Source organism: Actinoplanes sp. NPDC049668 (assembly GCF_044465445.1).
Lineage (GTDB): Bacteria > Actinomycetota > Actinomycetes > Mycobacteriales > Micromonosporaceae > Actinoplanes.
In genome coordinates this window covers 682,013-697,731 of sequence record NZ_JBITLR010000005.1, presented here as the reverse complement: position 1 = coordinate 697,731, position 15,719 = coordinate 682,013, and the positions used below count along the sequence as shown (strand labels likewise).

Here is a 15,719-nt window from a genome sequence, read left to right as displayed (position 1 = left end):
CCCGGAGTCGGCCGATGCTGGGTTTGTGGGCGTCTACGCGAAGCTGATGGATCCCGCCGCCTGCGAGGCGGTGTACGACGCCACGATCGCGGCGAACCCGGACGCCTTCATCGGTGCCGTCTCCATGGCCGGCCAGCTGGTGGCCTCGCCGGAGGGCTTCGGGGTCGAGGAGGGCCTGCGCCAGATCGTCGGCGTGCAGTCGGCGCTGGCCCTGGTGGTCCCGGAGGACGCCAGGATCGCGATCGACGCCTGGCACGTCGCGCTCAACGAGGGCGTCACGAGCTGCCTGGTACACCCCGCCGCCGCGCCGACCGAGCTGGTCCGGATGCACCTGATCGACATGCGGCGCCGGTTCGGCGTCTTCGCGGCCATCCTCACCGGCCTGCAGGGCCGGCCCGACGGCATGGCGCTGGAGTACGCGCCGCCGCGCCCACGCCTGATCTCGATGCGCAAGAACCAGGCCGCCGTGATCACCGCGGCCGACCCGGAGATCTCGCTGGTGCTCGGCTGGTCCGCGGACGAGCTGATCAACACGCGCGCGATCGACCTCGTGCACCCCGACGACCACGGCCGGGCCATCGCCAGCTGGGTGGATCTGCTGGGCACGCCGCTCGGCGAGACCCGCCGGGTCCGGCTGCGCCACCTGCACCGCGACGGGCACGCGGTCTGGATGGAGGTCAGCAACCACAACATGCTCGCCGACCCCGACCGGCCGGCCGTGGTCGCCGAGATGCTCGACATCTCCGACGAGATGGCCGCGCAGGAGGCGATGCGGGCCGGCGAGCAGCTCATGCGCCGGCTCACCGAGACGGTCCCGATGGGCATCGTGCAGATCGACGCCGACCGCCGGATCGTCTACCAGAACGAGCGCGCCGCCCGGGCGCTGGGCGCCGGCATCGGCGAGTTCCTGGACGAGAAGTGCCTGAGCCCGATCGTGTCCGCCGAGCGGCCGTCCGTCGACGCGGCCATCGCCGCGGTGCTGGGCGCCGGCCACGACGTCGACGTCGAGTACGGCCACCGCGCCTCGGGCGACCTGCGCCGGGTCCGGGCCAACCTGCGCAGCCTGACGGCCGAGTCCGGCGAGGTGACCGGGGCGATCATCTGCCTCACCGACATCACCGACGACGTACGGCTGCGCGACGAGCTCAAGGTGCGCGCGACCTACGACGCGCTGACCGGCTGCCGCAACCGCGCCTCGACGCTGACCGCGCTGCAGGAGGCGCTGACCGGTCGCGGCCGCACCCGCGGCACCGCGGTGATCTTCATCGACCTCAACAAGTTCAAGGAGGTCAACGACCGGTACGGCCACGCGGCCGGCGACGAGCTGCTGACCTACGTGGCCGGCCGGCTGCGCGCCTCGGTCCGCGAGGGCGACGTGGTCGGCCGCTTCGGCGGCGACGAGTTCGTGGTGATCTGCGCCGACGTGCCCGGCCCCGGGCGGGCCCGGCGGATCGGCGAGTCCCTGGTCGCCGCCCTGGAGGCGAGCCACCTGGACGTCGCGGGGGAGCGGCTGCTGCCGCAGGCCAGCATCGGCGTCGCCTGGGGCGACCCGGACACCGGCTCACCGCACCTGCTGATCGCCCGCGCCGACGCCGCCATGTACGCGGCCAAGAACGCCGGCACCGGCCGCCTGGCCCTGGCGCTCGCCGACTGAGCTACCCGCCGCCGCCCGGCTGAACGACGCCGTTGACCGTCAGCGTGTACGGCGCGTACTGCTTGATCGTCCCGGTCGGCTCGTCGTAGGCGACGATCGCGACCACCTTCCGGTACGGCCGCAGCGCCCCGAACTGCGCGAGCGGCACCTGCCGCGCCCGGCGCCCCCGCTCGTCCAGGCCGACCAGCCGCACGTTCCACGCGTGCACCCGCTGCGGCACGATCTGCGTCGGCGAGCGCAGGCCGTCCAGCGTCGAGCCGTCGGTGACGGTCTTCCCGCCGAGCCGCACGCCGTCGATCAGCCACCCGCCCTTGTTGACCGACGCGTCGCTGACGTAACGGAAGCCGATCAGAATCCGCTTCCCGGCGTACCCGGAAAGGTCGTAGGTGGTCTCGGCGAAGCCGCCGCTCTCGCCGCTGACCGCGGGGCCGAGCGGCCCCTGCACCGTCCGGTCCCCGGCGACGGCGGTGTACGTGTGCCCGCCGTCGGCCGAGACGGTCACGTAGCCGAAGTCGTACCCGGTCTCGGTGGCGTACTTCTGCCGTACCCGCAGGACCGGATCCGCGGCCGGCACGCTCGCCGCGACCACCGCCGCCACGTCGAGATCGGTGGCGTCGCCGGAGAAGAGCGCGCCGTCGCGCACGGTCCACTTCAGACCCTGCACCGGCAGGGTGCGCGCGCCGGAGAAGCGCACCGACCGCAGCTGCGAGCCGCTCAGCGGCCGGCCGGCGGCGTTGCGCAGCCGCACGTAGTCGGCGCCGTTGGGCGCCGCGCCCGGGTCGTCGTAGGCGGCGGGCTCGGCCAGGTTCACCGTCGACCGCAGGCTCGGCGAGATCACCCGCCGCCGCGGCACGCCGACCATCACCCCGTCGGGCGAGTCGCCGACCACCTTGTCGACCAGGGTCATCGTCTGGAAGTCGTGGATGACCTGATACAGGTTCACGTCGTCGCCCAGCGCCGCGGACACCCCGGCCAGGCCCTGGTCCGCGCCGTCGCGGTGCAGCCGCGACAGCGCTTCGGGGCCGAAGCGGTCCCGCAGGTAGAGCATGAACTGGTACGCGTTGCCGTAGTCGGCGAGCACGTCGATCGGCTCGCCCTCGTCCCAGAGGTTCAGCGAGTTCTGCGGCCCGCCGCACGGGCGCGGGTTGGTGTTGTAGCGGGTGCGCACATCGCCGAAGCCCTGGAAGCAGGCCAGGTGGGCGTCCATCCCGGCGTGGTACACGGTCGCGGTGCCGTCGACGTACCCGACCAGGGTCTGCGCGTAGTCGGACAGGCCCTCGTTGACCCAGAGCTCCTCGTCCGGGTCGGTGTACGACTGCAGCAGGTGCTGCCACTCGTGCGCGAACGTGCCCTCGTACATCCGGGGCCGCGCGGGCCGGCTGGTGCACAGGTCGCCGGTCGGCTCGTCGGGCGGGTTGGCCCCGGTGCGGTGCTTCCAGTCGTACACGTCGATCGTCATGACGTTGCGGTCGACCAGGTCGTCGACCTGCGCGGAGAAGAAGCCGGCGATGTAGGACTGCGCCTTCGGGAAGTCGTAGAAGTTGTCGTCGCGGACGTTGTCCAGCAGGGTGACGGTCCGGGCGCCGTCGCCGGTGAAGTCCTCGTCGTGCAGCTGCGCCTTGCTGCCGTCGCGCTCCCGCGGCGTGCTGAACGCGGCCGTCTCGCGCGGCCAGATGTTCCCGTCGAACTCCGCGATGAGCCCGGCGATCTGCGCGTCCGTCACCTCGGTCGAGGAGGCCGGGCGGCAGTCGCCGGCGGGGAAGGCGACGTCCTCGGCGACCCAGACCTCGATGTGCTTCCCGATGCCGCGCAGCGTGTAGTCCTTGCGGTAGACGCCGCCGTCGATCTCGTCGAGCGCGACCCACTTCCGGACGGTGCCGACGGCGGGTGCCGGGCCGGCGGTCCGGGCCCGCTGCGGTGCGCCCTCGCGCCCGGCGCCCAGCTTCGAGACGTCGAGGTGCTTGCGGGTCAGCTCCCGGGTGTCGTCGAACGGCGGGTGGACCGGGGCCGCTTGCGCGGCGGAGGCCATCGGCATCAGCGGCAGGATCAGCAGCGCGACCGCGGCGAGACGGAGGCGGGGAAGAGAGGGGCGCACGGAAGGGACGCTACCCGGATCAAGCCCCCAAAAGGGGCAAGACGCGACCTACTCGAAGAGGGAATGATCGCGGCCGCCGTCGTCGCGCCGCCGGGCCCGCCGGCGCAGCTGCACCACGACCAGGTCGACCGCCGCCACCAGCGCCCACCCGGCCAGCAACCAGCCGGGCATGGTCCAGCCCGCGTGCCACAGCACGACGGCCAGGACCGAGCACACCACGAGGCCGAACGCGGCCAGCGCCAGGCGCAGATTCAGCGCGCTGTAGGGCCGGTCGACGGTGCCCCGGCGGCCGGGCGGCTGCGACCCGATCGGCATGGATCGAGCCTAGCCGCCCGGACACCGCATCGGTCAGGACACCTCGCGCCGGAGCACCCGCACGGTGCCCAGGGCCAGCGGCAGGGCCACCCAGACCAGGGCGGCGACGCCGAAGCGTGCCCACTGCTCGCCGGTCATCCCCGGCTCGCTCAGCGGCACCGAGGTCATGTTGATGTCGACCCAGCCCGCGGCGGTGTGCAGCCACTTCACCATCTCGCCGAGCACCGTCCAGACCGTCGGGATGGCGAAGTACAGCACGATCGCCAGCGGCGAGTTCATCAGCAGGGCGCCGAACGCCGAACCCATCAGCACGAACACGATCTGGTTGACGAGCAGCTGACCCACCAGGGCGGCCTCGATGTGCCAGTCGCCGTCGCCGCCCGTACCGATGGCGATCAGGTTGCCGGCCGCGGACAGCGCGGCCGCCGCGGCCGTGGTCGCGATCGCGATCAGCACGGCCGCGATCAGCTTCGCCGCGACGACCCGCCCGCGCCGGGGCACGAGGGTGAACGTGGTCAGCGCGGTCCGCTGCGACCACTCGCTGGTCATCGACAGGATGCCGAGCACCGGCAGCAGCACGCTCGCCGGCACCAGGCCGAAGGCGAGGAAGCCCCGGTAGGTCTGCTCGGCGTCCGGCGCCGCGAACAGCATGATCGCGGCGGTGCCGGCCGCGGCCAGCCCGATGACGATCAGCAGCCACAGCCCCGAGCGGGTGTCGGCCAGCTTGCGCAGCTCCACCAGGATCAGGCGCCACAGCGGGATCTCGCCGCGGCCGCCGTCGGGCTCGGGCGCGACGTCCACCGCGCCGGAAGGTGCGTGCTGAAGTGCGGTCATCGGACTGCCTCCCGAACGGTGTCGCCGGCGGTCAGGGTCAGGAACATCTGCTCGAGCCCGCCGCTTCCGGCCGGGCGCAGCTCCAGCAGCACCAGGCCCGCGCCGGCCGCGGCCCGGCCGATCGTCTCCGCGTCGGCCTGCACGACGACGCCCCCGTCGGTCGTCGCGGTGCCGGTCAACCCGGCGCCGGCGAGCACCGCGTCCAGGGCGGGCCGGTCCAGCGCCCGCACCAGCGTGCCGGTGCCGGCCAGCAGCTCGTCCTTGTCGCCCTGCGCGACGATCCGCCCGCCGCCGATGACGATCAGCCGGTCCGCGACCGCCTCCACCTCGCGCAGCAGGTGCGAGGAGAGCAGCACGGTGCCGCCGCGGTCCGCGAAGTCGCGCAGCAGCCCGCGCATCCAGAAGATCCCCTCCGGGTCGAGGCCGTTGGCCGGCTCGTCCAGGATCAGAATCCCGGGATCACCCAACATCGCGTACGCGAGCCCGAGCCGCTGCCGCATGCCCAACGAGTACGCCTTCACCCGCCGCTTGGCCGCCGTGCTGTTGAGCCCCACCCGCTCCAGGCTCGCCTCCACCCCACGCCGGTCGACGCCCATCGTCATCGCGGCCAGGGTCAGAACCTCCCTTCCGGTACGCCCGGAGTGCTGCGCCGACGCGTCCAGCAGCACCCCGATGCGCCGCCCGGGGTTGCCCATCCGCCGGTACGCCCGCCCGTCGACGGTGGCGGTGCCGGAGGTGGGCGGGGTGAGCCCGCAGATCATCCGCATGGTGGTGGACTTGCCCGCGCCGTTCGGGCCGAGGAAGCCGGTCACCGTGCCGGGCCGGCAGGTGAAGGAGACGTCGTCGACGGCCGGGTGGCTCCCGTACCGTTTGCTCAGGTGTTCAACCGTGATCATGCGTCTCAGCGTGCCGCCGCCGGGCGGCCGGCCGCGTCGGCCGCGGGTCGGCGCCGGCGAACCTTGGTCTAACGCCGGTAGAGACTTTGGTCGGTATCGGGCGGCGGCGTGCGGTCCGTAGCATGGCGCTCGTGGGGGACCTGGCGGTGTCGGTGCGCGGCGGACGGCCGCCGGAGTACCGGTGGCTGCTTCCGGCGTCGCTGCTCGACGACCCGGACCGGCCGCCGGCGGCCCGCTCGACCCGCGACTGGGCCATCGACGCGCTCTGCTTCGCGCTCGGCCTCGGCTGGGCCCTGCTCGCCACCGCCGACCTGCTGAGCGGGAACCCGACACTGGTGCAGGAGTGGGCGGACACCCCGCGCTGGCTGATCTGGCTGGACCTGGTGGCCGGGGTCGTGCTCTCGATCGCGCTCTGGTGGCGGCGGCGCTGGCCGGTCTACCTCGCCCTGCTGGCCGTCGTCGCCGGCGTCTTCACCGTCGCCGGCGCGATCGCCGGCCTGATCCTGTTCTTCACGGTCGCGGTGCACCGCAGGTTCGCGGTGACGGCGGCGGTGAACGCCGCCGCCGTGCTCACCAGCGCGGTCTTCTGCCTGCTGCGGCCCGAGGCGAGCGCGAGCTTCTGGGAGTCGATGGTCTGGAGCACGGCGTTCCTGGCGATCGTGATGCTCTGGGGCATGGTCATGCGGTCCCGACGGCAGCTCGTGCTGTCGCTGCGGGACCGGGCCGAGCGCGCCGAGTCCGAGCAGCGGCTGCGGGTCGTGCAGGCCCGGGCCCTGGAACGCACCCGCATCGCCCGGGAGATGCACGACGTGCTCGCGCACCGGATCTCCCTGCTGAGCCTGCACGCCGGCGCCCTGGAGATCCGCCCCGACGCGGCGCCCGCCGAGGTGGCCGGCGCGGCCGGGGTGATCCGGGCCAGCGCGCACCAGGCACTGCAGGATCTGCGCGAGGTGATCGGCGTGCTGCGCGAGCCGGCCGACGACGACCGGCCGGAGCGCCCGCAGCCGACCCTGTGCGAGCTGCCCGCGCTGGCCGACGAGTCCCGGGCCGCGGGGGCGAAGGTCCGCCTCGACATGCGGGTCGACGACTCGGCGCCGCTGCCGGACGGTGCCGGGCGGACCGCGTACCGGATCGTGCAGGAGGGTCTCACCAACGCCCACAAGCACGCGCCCGGCACGGCGGTGCGGGTCACCGTCGAGGGGGCGGCCGGCGTCGGGCTGACCATCGACGTGCGCAATCCGGCCCCGGTCGGCCGCGCCGTCCTGGCCATCCCCGGCACCGGAACCGGCCTGGTCGGGCTCGTCGAGCGCGCCACCCTCTCCGGCGGCCGCCTGGTGCACGGGCACACCCCCGACGGCGAGTTCGCGCTGCGCGCCTGGCTGCCCTGGGCCGGGCCGGCGTGACCGGACCGGTGCGGGTGCTGATCGTCGACGACGACGCCCTGGTCCGCGCGGGCCTGACGATGATCCTGTCCGGCGCCGAGGACATCGCCGTGGTCGGCGAGGCCGCCGACGGCAGCGAGGTGCCGGCCGCGGTGGCCGCGCACCGCCCGGACGTGGTGCTGATGGACATCCGGATGCCCCGGGTCGACGGCCTCACCGCGACCGAGTCGCTGCGCGGGCGCGCGAGCGCCCCGGAGGTGATCGTGCTGACCACGTTCGACGCCGACGAGTTCGTGCTGCGGGCGCTGCGGGCCGGGGCGAGCGGTTTCCTGCTCAAGGACACCCCGCCGGTGGAGATCCTGCAGGCCGTACGCCGGGTGGCCGGCGGCGAGGCGACGCTGTCGCCGACGGTGACCCGGCAGCTGATCGCGCACGTGGCCGCCCCCGACCCGGGCGGCAGCCGGCGCCGGGCCCTCACGGCCCTGGAACGGCTCAGCGAACGCGAGCGCGACGTCGCGCTGCTGCTCGGCCAGGGCCGGTCCAACGCGGAGATCTCGGCGGAGCTGTTCATGAGCGTCGCGACGGTGAAGGCGCACGTGTCGCGCCTGCTGGTGAAGCTCGACCTGAACAACCGCGTCCAGGTCGCGCTCCTGGTGCACGACGCCGGCCGGGCCTGAGGCCGCCGCGCGTCGCTCGCGCCCGGCGGCAAGAGGATGCGACCATGCACGAATGTCAGTCGTGACGGCGCCGGAGGCGTCCGCGGCCGTAGGCGAGCTGGGCTGGCGCTACGTGCTCGGCACGCTGCGCGCGTCGCTGCGGCTCGGCCCGATGTGGCAGGGCGCCGAGGTCGCCACCGAACTCGTCCGCGCCTGCGGCGTCGGCGCCGACGAGAGCCTGCGCGTCGATCTGCGCTCCGGCCGCCTCGAGCTGGTGCTGCAGTCGGCGCGGGCCGGGGCGGTGACGGAGGCCGAGCTGGAGCTGGCCCGCCGGATCGCCACCACCGCCGCGGAGATGGGCCTGCACCTGGAGCCGGGCGCGGGCGGCGGCCGCTCGGTGCAGGCCCTCGAGATCGTGATCGACGCGCGGGACACCGCCCGGATCCGGCCGTTCTGGAAGGCCGTGCTGGGCTACGCCGGCGAGGGCGGCGCCGACGGGCCGCGGGACCCGATCGCCGATCCGCTCGCGCAGGACCCGGCCGTCGCGTTCCGGCCGGTGACCGGTCCCCGGCCGCAGCACAACCGGATACACCTCGACGTCTGCGTGCCGCACGACGAGGCGCCGGTCCGGGTCCGGGCGGCGCTGCGGGCCGGCGGCACGCTGCTCTCGGACTCCCGCGCGCCGGCCTGCTGGGTGCTCGCCGACGCCGAGGGCAACGAGGTGCGCGTCTCCACCTGGCAGGACGCCTAGGGTCTAGCGCGCCGGGGACCGCGGCCAGAGCGGCTCCGGCGCGGCCTGCTCCGCCGCGCGCAGCACCCGCAGGATGTTGCGGCCGGTGAGCCGCTCGAGGTCGGCCTGGCTCCAGCCGCGCCCGGCGAGCTCGGCGAGCAGCCGCGGGTAGCCGGAGACGTCCTCCAGGCCGTTCGGCAGCCGGTCGCAGCCGTCGTAGTCGCCGCCGATGCCGACGTGGTCCACGCCGGCGACGTCGCGGACGTGCTCCACGTGGTCGGCGACCTGGGCGATCGTCGCCTCGGGCCGCGGGTTGGCGGCCAGCCACGGCCGGAACTCCTCCGGCGGCGCCACGTCGCTGCCCGGCAGCGCCGACAGGAACGAGCCGGCGGCGGCCGGCGGCACCGCGGCGCCGTGCTGCCCGGGCCGGGGCGCGGCCGGCCACCAGGACGGCGCCGGCGGCAGCCCGAGCCGCGCCCACTCGGCGTCGGCGGCCGCGGCCCAGGCCGCCACCTCCGCCGAGATGAACGGCGGCACGAACGTGACCATGCAGACGCCGTCGTTGTCGCGCAGCTTGACCAGCACGTCGTCGGCGGCGTTGCGGCGGTGGCCGTTGACCGCGTGCGCCGACGAGTGGCTGAAGATCACCGGCGCGGTCGCCACGTCCAGCGCCGCGTGCATGGTGCTGGCGGCCACGTGCGACAGGTCGACGAGCACGCCGATGCGCTGCATCTCGGCGACGATCGCCCGGCCCTCGTCGTCGAGCCCGCCGACCCCGGGCTCGTCGGTCGCCGAGTCCGCCCAGGACGTGTTGTGGTTGTGCGTCAGCGTCACGTACCGCACGCCGAGGCGGGCGAAGGCGCGCAGCACGCCCAGCGAGGTGGCCAGGCTGTGCCCGCCCTCGATGCCGATCAGCGAGGCGATCCGGCCGCCCGCGATCGCGGCCTCCACGTCGTCGGCCGAGTACGCGATCGCCAGGTCCTGTGGGTACGCGGCGGCGAGCCGGTACACGGCGTCGATCTGTTCCATGGTGGCCACGACGGCCTCGGGCTCGGAGAGGTCGGAGGGCACGTACACCGACCAGAACTGGCCGCCGACGCCGCCCGCGCGCAGCCGGGCGATGTCGGTGTGGAACTCCGGGCGGTCGGCGGCCAGGCCGGACACCCGGTATCCGGCCCGGGCCCGCAGGGCCATCGGCAGGTCGTTGTGCCCGTCGATCACCGGCATGGCTTGCAACGCGAGGTCTACCACGGTCACTTCAGGGTGCTCCTTGACGCTCCGGGGCTGTTGATGAACGCCTGCGGAGCCTATGACAGGGGGATCCCCGGGCCCGGCTATATAGACGGCGGTATACCAAGTTTGACATGTGGGCGGGTGCCCGGGGCGCGCTGAGAATCACTCTCAACACCTCGGTCACTCCCCCCGGAGGCTCAATTGACCAGACGCCGTCTCACCCCCGCACTGCTCGCCGCCGTGCTGGCGGCAGTGCTCCTGCAGCTCGGCTTCGCGGCACCGGCCGGCGCGACCCCGCCCGGCATTCCCACCGCCGCCACCGCGCGGACCTACCTCGCCTCGATCACGGTCGCGGCCTCGACGCACACCACGACCTACAACCGGGACCTGTTCCCGCACTGGCACACGGTCTCCGGCGCCTGCAACACCCGGGAGACGGTGCTTAAGCGCGACGGCACCAGCGTGGTCACCGACTCGGCGTGCGCGTCGACGTCCGGGCGGTGGTTCAGCCCGTACGACGGCGCCACCTGGACCGCGGCGTCCGACGTCGACATCGACCACATGGTGCCGCTGAAGAACGCGTGGATCTCCGGCGCCTGGGCGTGGACGACGGCCAAGCGCGAGTCGTTCGCCAACGACCTGACCAACCCGCAGCTCATCGCGGTCACCGACAACGTCAACCAGTCCAAGAGCGACAAGTCGCCGGACGCCTGGAAGCCGCCGCTGAGCAGCTACCACTGCACCTACGCCCGGATGTGGGTCAAGGTGAAGTACGTCTGGGCGCTGACCGTGACCAGCGCGGAGAAGTCGGCGCTGACGACGATGCTCAACGCCTGCTGACCCGCGCCGCGGACAGCGGCGGCACGACCGGCTGGGCGCCGAACCCCGGGTTCGCGCCCAGCCACGCCGCGAAGCGGGGACGGGTGCCGACGACGTCGAGGTAGGCCCGCACCGCCAGCGCGGCCACCTCGGCGGCGCGGGCGGCGCCCGGACCGGCCGGATCCCAGCCGAGTAGGTGCCGCCAGCGCAGCGGCGAGCCTTCCAGCGGCAGCGCGACCACCCCGGGTATCGGCCGCACGGCGCCCTGGCACAACACCACGGCCGAGCCGCCGGCGACCAGGTCGATGCAGCTGCCCACGTCCATCTCGTACGGCGGCGGCGGCGTGAAACCCGCCCGCGCGCAGGCCGCGGCGAAGCAGTCGTTGAAGCACCCGTCGCCGGGCGCGGTGGCCCACCTCTCCCCGGCGAACTCGGCGAGCGGAACCTCGTCGCGCCCGGCCAGCCGGTGCCCGGCGCCGACCAGCACCCAGACCGGGTCGACGCAGACGGGCTGCCAGACCAGGCCGGCGCCGGGGGAGGGTATCGACGGGTCGCAGGCGCCGACGAGCGCGTAGTCGAGCCGCCCGTCGAGGACCCGTTCGCAGATCTCGTCCGCGGACCAGTTGGCGTGCATGGTCACCGGGCTGTGCGGGTGCGCGGCGGCGAGCAGCTGCACGAGGCCGCCGGAGACCGGCCCGTTGGTGGCGCCGATCCGGAACTGCCCCGGCCGCTCGGAGCCGACGAACGCGGTGACGTCGCGGTGCAGGCCGTTCACGGCCGGGATGACCAGCCGGGCCCGCGCCAGCACCAGATCGCCGAGCGGGGTCGGCCGGGTGCCGCGCTGTCCACGGTGGAAGAGCGGGCCGCCGACGGTCCGCTCGATGCGCTTGAGCTGGGTCGTCAGCGCGGGCTGGGCCAGGCCGAGCGCCGCGGCGGCCTTGGTGACGCTGCCCGCCTCGGCGATCGCGCAGATCATCCTTAGATGACGCAGCTCGAGGTCCACAAACAGACGTTAGAGGTCGGCGCCGGTTACCGAAATACCAACATTGTGAATTTCCGGCGGCGGGCTGCGATCAGGCGCGCGGCCGCAGGCCGTCCATCACCAGGTCCAGCAGGCGACCGGCCTGCTCGCGCCGCGCTGGCCCGCCGGCCGCGAGGGTCACCCCGTTCAGACAGGTCAGCACGTCCATCACCGGGACGTCCCCGCGCAGCGTGCCGGCCCGGATGCCCGCGTCGAGCAGCACGGTGAGCGCGTCGGTCAGCCGTTCCAGGCTGTGCCCGAACTCCGCGCCGCCCGAACTGATCACCATCCGCACCGCCTCGGCCATGCCGCGCCGGGCCGCGACGCAGTCCACGAACCGGTCCATCCAGATGCGCGTCGCCCGGTCGGGCGCCCCGCACGCCAGCAGCTCCGCCACCGAGTCGCAGAGCCGGTCCAGCTCGCCGCGGTACACCGCCTCGACCATCGCCTCCCGCGTCGGGAAGTGCCGGTACAGCGTGCCGATCCCGACGCCCGCCGAGCGCGCGATCGTCTCCAGCGCCACCTCCGGCCCGGCGGTCGAGAACGCCCGCACGGCCACCTCGAGGAGGCGGTCGCGGTTGCGCCGGGCATCGGCGCGCAGGGGGCGCTCGGCCATCGCGGGTAGTCCTTCCTCGCCGGTGTCCGTGCCAGGGTGGCACATCGAGGCGCGCGGGACCGCCCGTCACCCGACCGGGTAACTAAGGCGCCTTCTGCCGGACCGGCCTGGTCACCTGCTTCGCGACGCACGACGGCATCCCCGCCGTCGACCGCGCCGCCTCGCGCCGGTACGCGCTGGGCGGCATGCCGACCAGCTCGGTGAAACGGGTGCTGAACGTGCCCAGCGACGAGCAGCCGACCGCGAAACAGACCTCGGTGACGCCGAGGTCGCCGCGGCGCAGCAGCGCCATCGCGCGCTCGATGCGCCGGGTCATCAGATAGGAGTACGGCGACTCGCCGTACGCGAGCCGGAACTCGCGGCTGAGGTGGCCGGCCGACATGTGCGCGCCGCGGGCGAGCGCCTCGACGTCCAGCGGCTGCGCGTACTCCCGGTCTATCCGGTCACGCACGCGCCGCAGCTGCGCCAGGTCGCGCAGGCGCTGCTCGGACGCGGGTCTGCTGGTCACCCGTGAAATCGTGCCACATTCGCGGTGCGTCCGGTGGTCCCGCCGGCCACGGCCGTCACTGGAGTCGACCGCCGCCCCAGTTAACACACGACGACCGCGCGAGGAACCGCAGGATTCCCTCAAGTGTCCCGCCCCACGCCCGATTCGACGGTGGACAGCACGCCACAAGGGGTGCGGCCGGCAGACGGAAGGGGCCCGATGACGCTCAGGCACCCCGGTCGGGGCACCATGGGGATCGCCGCGCTGGTCGTCGTGTTCGCCGCCTGGATGACCAGCGGTCTCGGCGGAGAGACCGTAACAGCCACCGTCTCGAACATCGGCATGGTTCTGGTCACCGTCGCGGCCGGCATCGCCTGCCTGCACCGGGCGGCCCGCATCCGCGGCCGGTCGGGCGCCGCCTGGACCGGCCTCGGGCTGGGCGCCCTGTCGTACGCGTTCGGCGAGGCGTCCTGGACGTGGATCGAGACCGTTCAGGGCCGCGAGGCGCCGTTCCCCGGGCTCCCGGACGTCGGCTACCTCGGCATGATCCCGCTCACCGCCGCCGGCCTGCTCATGGTGCCCGTCGCCCGGCAGACCGCGGCGAACCGCGTCCGCAGCATCGTCGACGGCATGATGATCGCCTGCTCGCTGCTGCTGATCAGCTGGATCACGGTCATCGGCCCCCTGCTCACCGAGGGCAACGACAACACCACCGGCCTGTACGTCCTGCTCGGGTACCCGATCGGCGACGTCATCCTGGTCACCATCGTGCTCTACACCCTCGCGCTGCTGCGCCGCGGCGGCCAGGGCTCGCTGTCGCTCATGCTCATCGGCGCCGCGATGCTGTTGATCGCCACCGCCGACAGCGTCTACGCCTACGTCGCCCTGCACGACGAGTACTCCTCCGGCGGCCTGCTCGACGCCGTCTGGTTCGCCGCCTTCGCCATGATGGTGATCGCCGCCCGCCGGCCCGGCGACAGCCTCGCCCCGCCCGAGTCCGGCACCGTGAACGGCGCCGAACGGCGGCCGTTCGCCATGCTCGTGCCGTACGCGGTGGTGCTCGCCGCCCTGACCTGCAGCGTGGTCTTCTACGCGATCACCGGGCGGGCCGACGTGTTCTTCGGCGGCTCCCGCTCGGTGCTGATCCTGCTGATCATCGTCCGGCAGCTGCTGACGCTGGTCGAGAACCGCCATCTGACCCGCCAGCTCGAGGCCCGCGTCGCACAGCGCAGCACCGAGCTGCAGGCCAGCGAGGCGCGCTTCCGCGCCCTGGTGCTGCAGAGCTCGGAGTCGGTCGCCGTCATCGACGCCGACACCACGATCCGCTTCCAGAGTGAGTCCGTCGAGCGCATCTTCGGCTACCCCCCGACCATGCTGCTCGGCCTCAACCTGGTCCAGGTCGTCGGCCACCGGGCCGCGCCCGCGATCGCGGCCGGCCTCGAGTCGATCAAGGACAAGCCGCTCGGCGTCGTCGTCCTCGAGGTGCCGATCCGCCACTACGGCGGCAGCCTCCGCCTGGCCGAGATGACCATGACCAACCTCCTGCACGACCCGGCCGTCGGCGGCTACGTGCTCAACACCCGCGACATCCACGACGCGCGCGAGCTGCAGGAACAGCTCATGCACGAGGCGTACCACGACAGCCTGACCGGCCTGGCCAGCCGCGCCCTGTTCCGCGAGCGCGTGGTCGAGGCCCTCGACCGCAGCAGCCGCACCGACGACGTCGCCATCCTCGTCCTCGACCTGGACGGCTTCAAGGAGATCAACGACAGCCTCGGCCACGCCGCCGGCGACGCCCTGCTCCTGCAGGTCGCCGACCGCCTGCGCGCCGCCGTACGCGAGGGCGACACCGTGGCCCGCTTCGGCGGCGACGAGTTCGGCGTCCTCGTCGAGTCCCTGGCCGCCCGCGCCGACGCCGAGGCCGTGGCCGAACGCATCGCCGCCGCCCTCGAGGAACACTTCGTCCTCGGCGGCCGCGACCTGCGCGTCGCGGTGAGCATCGGCCTGGCCGCCGGCGCCGACGCCGACAACGCCGACCAGCTGCTGCGCAACGCCGACCTGGCCATGTACCGCGCCAAGTCCGCCGGCGGCGCCGGCCTGGCCGCCTACGACCCGCAGATGCTCACCGGCCTGCTGCAGCGCCTCGAACTCGAGGCGGATCTCCGGCTCGCCCTGGAACGCAACGAGCTGGCCCTGCACTACCAGCCGACGGTCGACCTGCGTACCGGAAGCATCATCGGTTTCGAGGCCCTGGTCCGCTGGCACCACCCGACCCGCGGCATGGTCTCCCCGCTGGACTTCATCGGCATCGCCGAGGCGACCGGCCTGATCGTCCCGATGGGCCGCTGGGTCCTCGCCGAGGCCTGCCGGCAGGCGGTCGCGTGGGGCGCGGGCAGCACCCGCCGGCTCAAGATGTCGGTCAACGTCTCCGTGCGCCAGTTCGAGCACGGCGACCTCTCGGCCACGGTCGCCGAGGTGCTCGCCGAGACCGGCCTGCCGGTGGACCAGCTCTGCCTGGAGATGACCGAGAGCGTCCTGCTCACCGACACCGACGAGAACCTCACCCAGCTCGAACGGCTGAAGGCGCTCGGCGTGACGCTCGCGATGGACGACTTCGGCACGGGATACTCGTCGCTGGCCTACCTGCGCCGGTACCCGATGGACATCCTGAAGATCGACCGCTCCTTCGTGGACCGCCTCGGCGGGGACCGCGAGGACGAGGCACTGGTACGCACGATCGTGCGGCTCGGCAAGAGCCTGGGCATGACGACGGTCGCCGAGGGCATCGAGGACGCCGTTCAGTTGGCGGCGCTACGCGAGCTGGACTGCGACGTCGCCCAGGGCTACCTGCTGTCGCGCCCGCTACCGGCCGCCGACGCGGGCCAACTCCTGGCCAACGGCCTGGCCGCCAAACTCACCGTCCCCGCCTGACGGCCCCACCCCTCGGCGTCACATTCAACGATGCTTGGTCCGGCGGGAAC

General features: G+C 73.5%; 14 protein-coding genes. 6 read left to right on the top strand and 8 right to left on the bottom strand.

Annotation, left to right across the window (positions count from 1 at the left end; translation table 11 throughout):
- Positions 1-25 precede the first annotated feature (25 nt).
- Positions 26-1,654: a sensor domain-containing diguanylate cyclase gene (locus ACIBSW_RS24365; RefSeq protein WP_354730122.1), complete on the top strand. Its 1,629-nt coding sequence runs from the start codon at positions 26-28 to the stop codon at positions 1,652-1,654.
- Between the two features lies 1 nt (position 1,655).
- Here the strand turns inward: ACIBSW_RS24365 and ACIBSW_RS24360 are convergent, their stop codons facing one another.
- From ACIBSW_RS24360 to ACIBSW_RS24345, 4 genes are read right to left on the bottom strand one after another with little or no spacing between them, the layout of a single operon-like run.
- Positions 1,656-3,749 (bottom strand): peptidase M6 immune inhibitor A, encoded by a 2,094-nt coding sequence (locus tag ACIBSW_RS24360; protein WP_354730120.1) that lies wholly within the window; start codon positions 3,747-3,749, stop codon positions 1,656-1,658.
- A gap of 48 nt (positions 3,750-3,797) precedes the next feature.
- Positions 3,798-4,064, bottom strand: a complete 267-nt coding sequence (locus ACIBSW_RS24355) for a hypothetical protein (protein WP_354730118.1) — start codon at positions 4,062-4,064, stop codon at positions 3,798-3,800.
- A gap of 33 nt (positions 4,065-4,097) precedes the next feature.
- Complete coding sequence (locus ACIBSW_RS24350) at positions 4,098-4,898, bottom strand: ABC transporter permease (RefSeq protein WP_354730116.1); 801 nt, start codon at positions 4,896-4,898, stop codon at positions 4,098-4,100.
- Complete coding sequence (locus tag ACIBSW_RS24345) at positions 4,895-5,794, bottom strand: ATP-binding cassette domain-containing protein (protein ID WP_354730114.1); 900 nt, start codon at positions 5,792-5,794, stop codon at positions 4,895-4,897. Before ACIBSW_RS24345 ends, ACIBSW_RS24350 begins: the two co-directional genes overlap by 4 nt.
- A 122-nt stretch (positions 5,795-5,916) precedes the next feature.
- Between ACIBSW_RS24345 and ACIBSW_RS24340 the strand changes: the two genes are divergently transcribed.
- Genes ACIBSW_RS24340 through ACIBSW_RS24330 form a run of 3 tightly spaced genes read left to right on the top strand, consistent with a single transcriptional unit; the run spans position 5,917 to position 8,583 of the window.
- Positions 5,917-7,197, top strand: coding sequence for a histidine kinase (locus ACIBSW_RS24340; protein WP_354730112.1), 1,281 nt, complete (start codon positions 5,917-5,919; stop codon positions 7,195-7,197).
- A complete protein-coding gene (locus tag ACIBSW_RS24335) occupies positions 7,194-7,853 on the top strand; it encodes a response regulator (RefSeq protein ID WP_404799443.1) in 660 nt (219 codons plus the stop codon). The genes ACIBSW_RS24340 and ACIBSW_RS24335 overlap by 4 nt, the downstream gene beginning before the upstream one ends.
- A gap of 52 nt (positions 7,854-7,905) precedes the next feature.
- On the top strand, positions 7,906-8,583 hold the full coding sequence (locus ACIBSW_RS24330) for a VOC family protein (RefSeq protein ID WP_354730747.1): 678 nt from the start codon (positions 7,906-7,908) through the stop codon (positions 8,581-8,583).
- A 3-nt stretch (positions 8,584-8,586) separates the two neighbouring features.
- Here the strand turns inward: ACIBSW_RS24330 and ACIBSW_RS24325 are convergent, their stop codons facing one another.
- A complete protein-coding gene (locus ACIBSW_RS24325) occupies positions 8,587-9,819 on the bottom strand; it encodes a dipeptidase (protein ID WP_354730745.1) in 1,233 nt (410 codons plus the stop codon).
- A 177-nt stretch (positions 9,820-9,996) separates the two neighbouring features.
- Between ACIBSW_RS24325 and ACIBSW_RS24320 the strand changes: the two genes are divergently transcribed.
- Positions 9,997-10,635 carry an HNH endonuclease family protein gene (locus ACIBSW_RS24320; RefSeq protein WP_404799442.1) on the top strand — a complete coding sequence of 213 codons (639 nt, stop codon included), beginning with the start codon at positions 9,997-9,999 and terminating at the stop codon, positions 10,633-10,635.
- Here the strand turns inward: ACIBSW_RS24320 and ACIBSW_RS24315 are convergent.
- From ACIBSW_RS24315 to ACIBSW_RS24305, 3 genes are all read right to left on the bottom strand, one after another.
- Entirely contained in the window at positions 10,622-11,617 is a 996-nt protein-coding gene (locus ACIBSW_RS24315) for a LysR family transcriptional regulator (RefSeq protein WP_404799441.1), read from the bottom strand. The genes ACIBSW_RS24320 and ACIBSW_RS24315 overlap by 14 nt on opposite strands.
- A gap of 70 nt (positions 11,618-11,687) precedes the next feature.
- Positions 11,688-12,251, bottom strand: a complete 564-nt coding sequence (locus ACIBSW_RS24310) for a TetR/AcrR family transcriptional regulator (protein WP_354722450.1) — start codon at positions 12,249-12,251, stop codon at positions 11,688-11,690.
- 82 nt (positions 12,252-12,333) lie between these two features.
- Positions 12,334-12,759, bottom strand: a complete 426-nt coding sequence (locus tag ACIBSW_RS24305; RefSeq protein ID WP_354722451.1) for a helix-turn-helix transcriptional regulator — start codon at positions 12,757-12,759, stop codon at positions 12,334-12,336.
- Between the two features lie 198 nt (positions 12,760-12,957).
- Here ACIBSW_RS24305 and ACIBSW_RS24300 point away from each other — a divergent pair, with 198 nt between their 5' ends.
- Positions 12,958-15,669: a bifunctional diguanylate cyclase/phosphodiesterase gene (locus tag ACIBSW_RS24300; RefSeq protein WP_354722452.1), complete on the top strand. Its 2,712-nt coding sequence runs from the start codon at positions 12,958-12,960 to the stop codon at positions 15,667-15,669.
- Positions 15,670-15,719 lie beyond the last annotated feature (50 nt).

What these genes read in the sequence shown, in the direction of transcription:
- ACIBSW_RS24355 (WP_354730118.1), bottom strand. Translation starts at nt 4,064, where the DNA reads ATGCCGATCGGGTCGCAGCCGCCCGGCCGCCGGGGCACCGTCGACCGG.
- ACIBSW_RS24350 (WP_354730116.1), bottom strand. Translation starts at nt 4,898, where the DNA reads ATGACCGCACTTCAGCACGCACCTTCCGGCGCGGTGGACGTCGCGCCC.
- ACIBSW_RS24345 (WP_354730114.1), bottom strand. Translation starts at nt 5,794, where the DNA reads ATGATCACGGTTGAACACCTGAGCAAACGGTACGGGAGCCACCCGGCC.
- ACIBSW_RS24340 (WP_354730112.1), top strand. Translation starts at nt 5,917, where the DNA reads ATGGCGCTCGTGGGGGACCTGGCGGTGTCGGTGCGCGGCGGACGGCCG.
- ACIBSW_RS24330 (WP_354730747.1), top strand. Translation starts at nt 7,906, where the DNA reads ATGTCAGTCGTGACGGCGCCGGAGGCGTCCGCGGCCGTAGGCGAGCTG.
- ACIBSW_RS24310 (WP_354722450.1), bottom strand. Translation starts at nt 12,251, where the DNA reads ATGGCCGAGCGCCCCCTGCGCGCCGATGCCCGGCGCAACCGCGACCGC.
- ACIBSW_RS24300 (WP_354722452.1), top strand. Translation starts at nt 12,958, where the DNA reads ATGACGCTCAGGCACCCCGGTCGGGGCACCATGGGGATCGCCGCGCTG.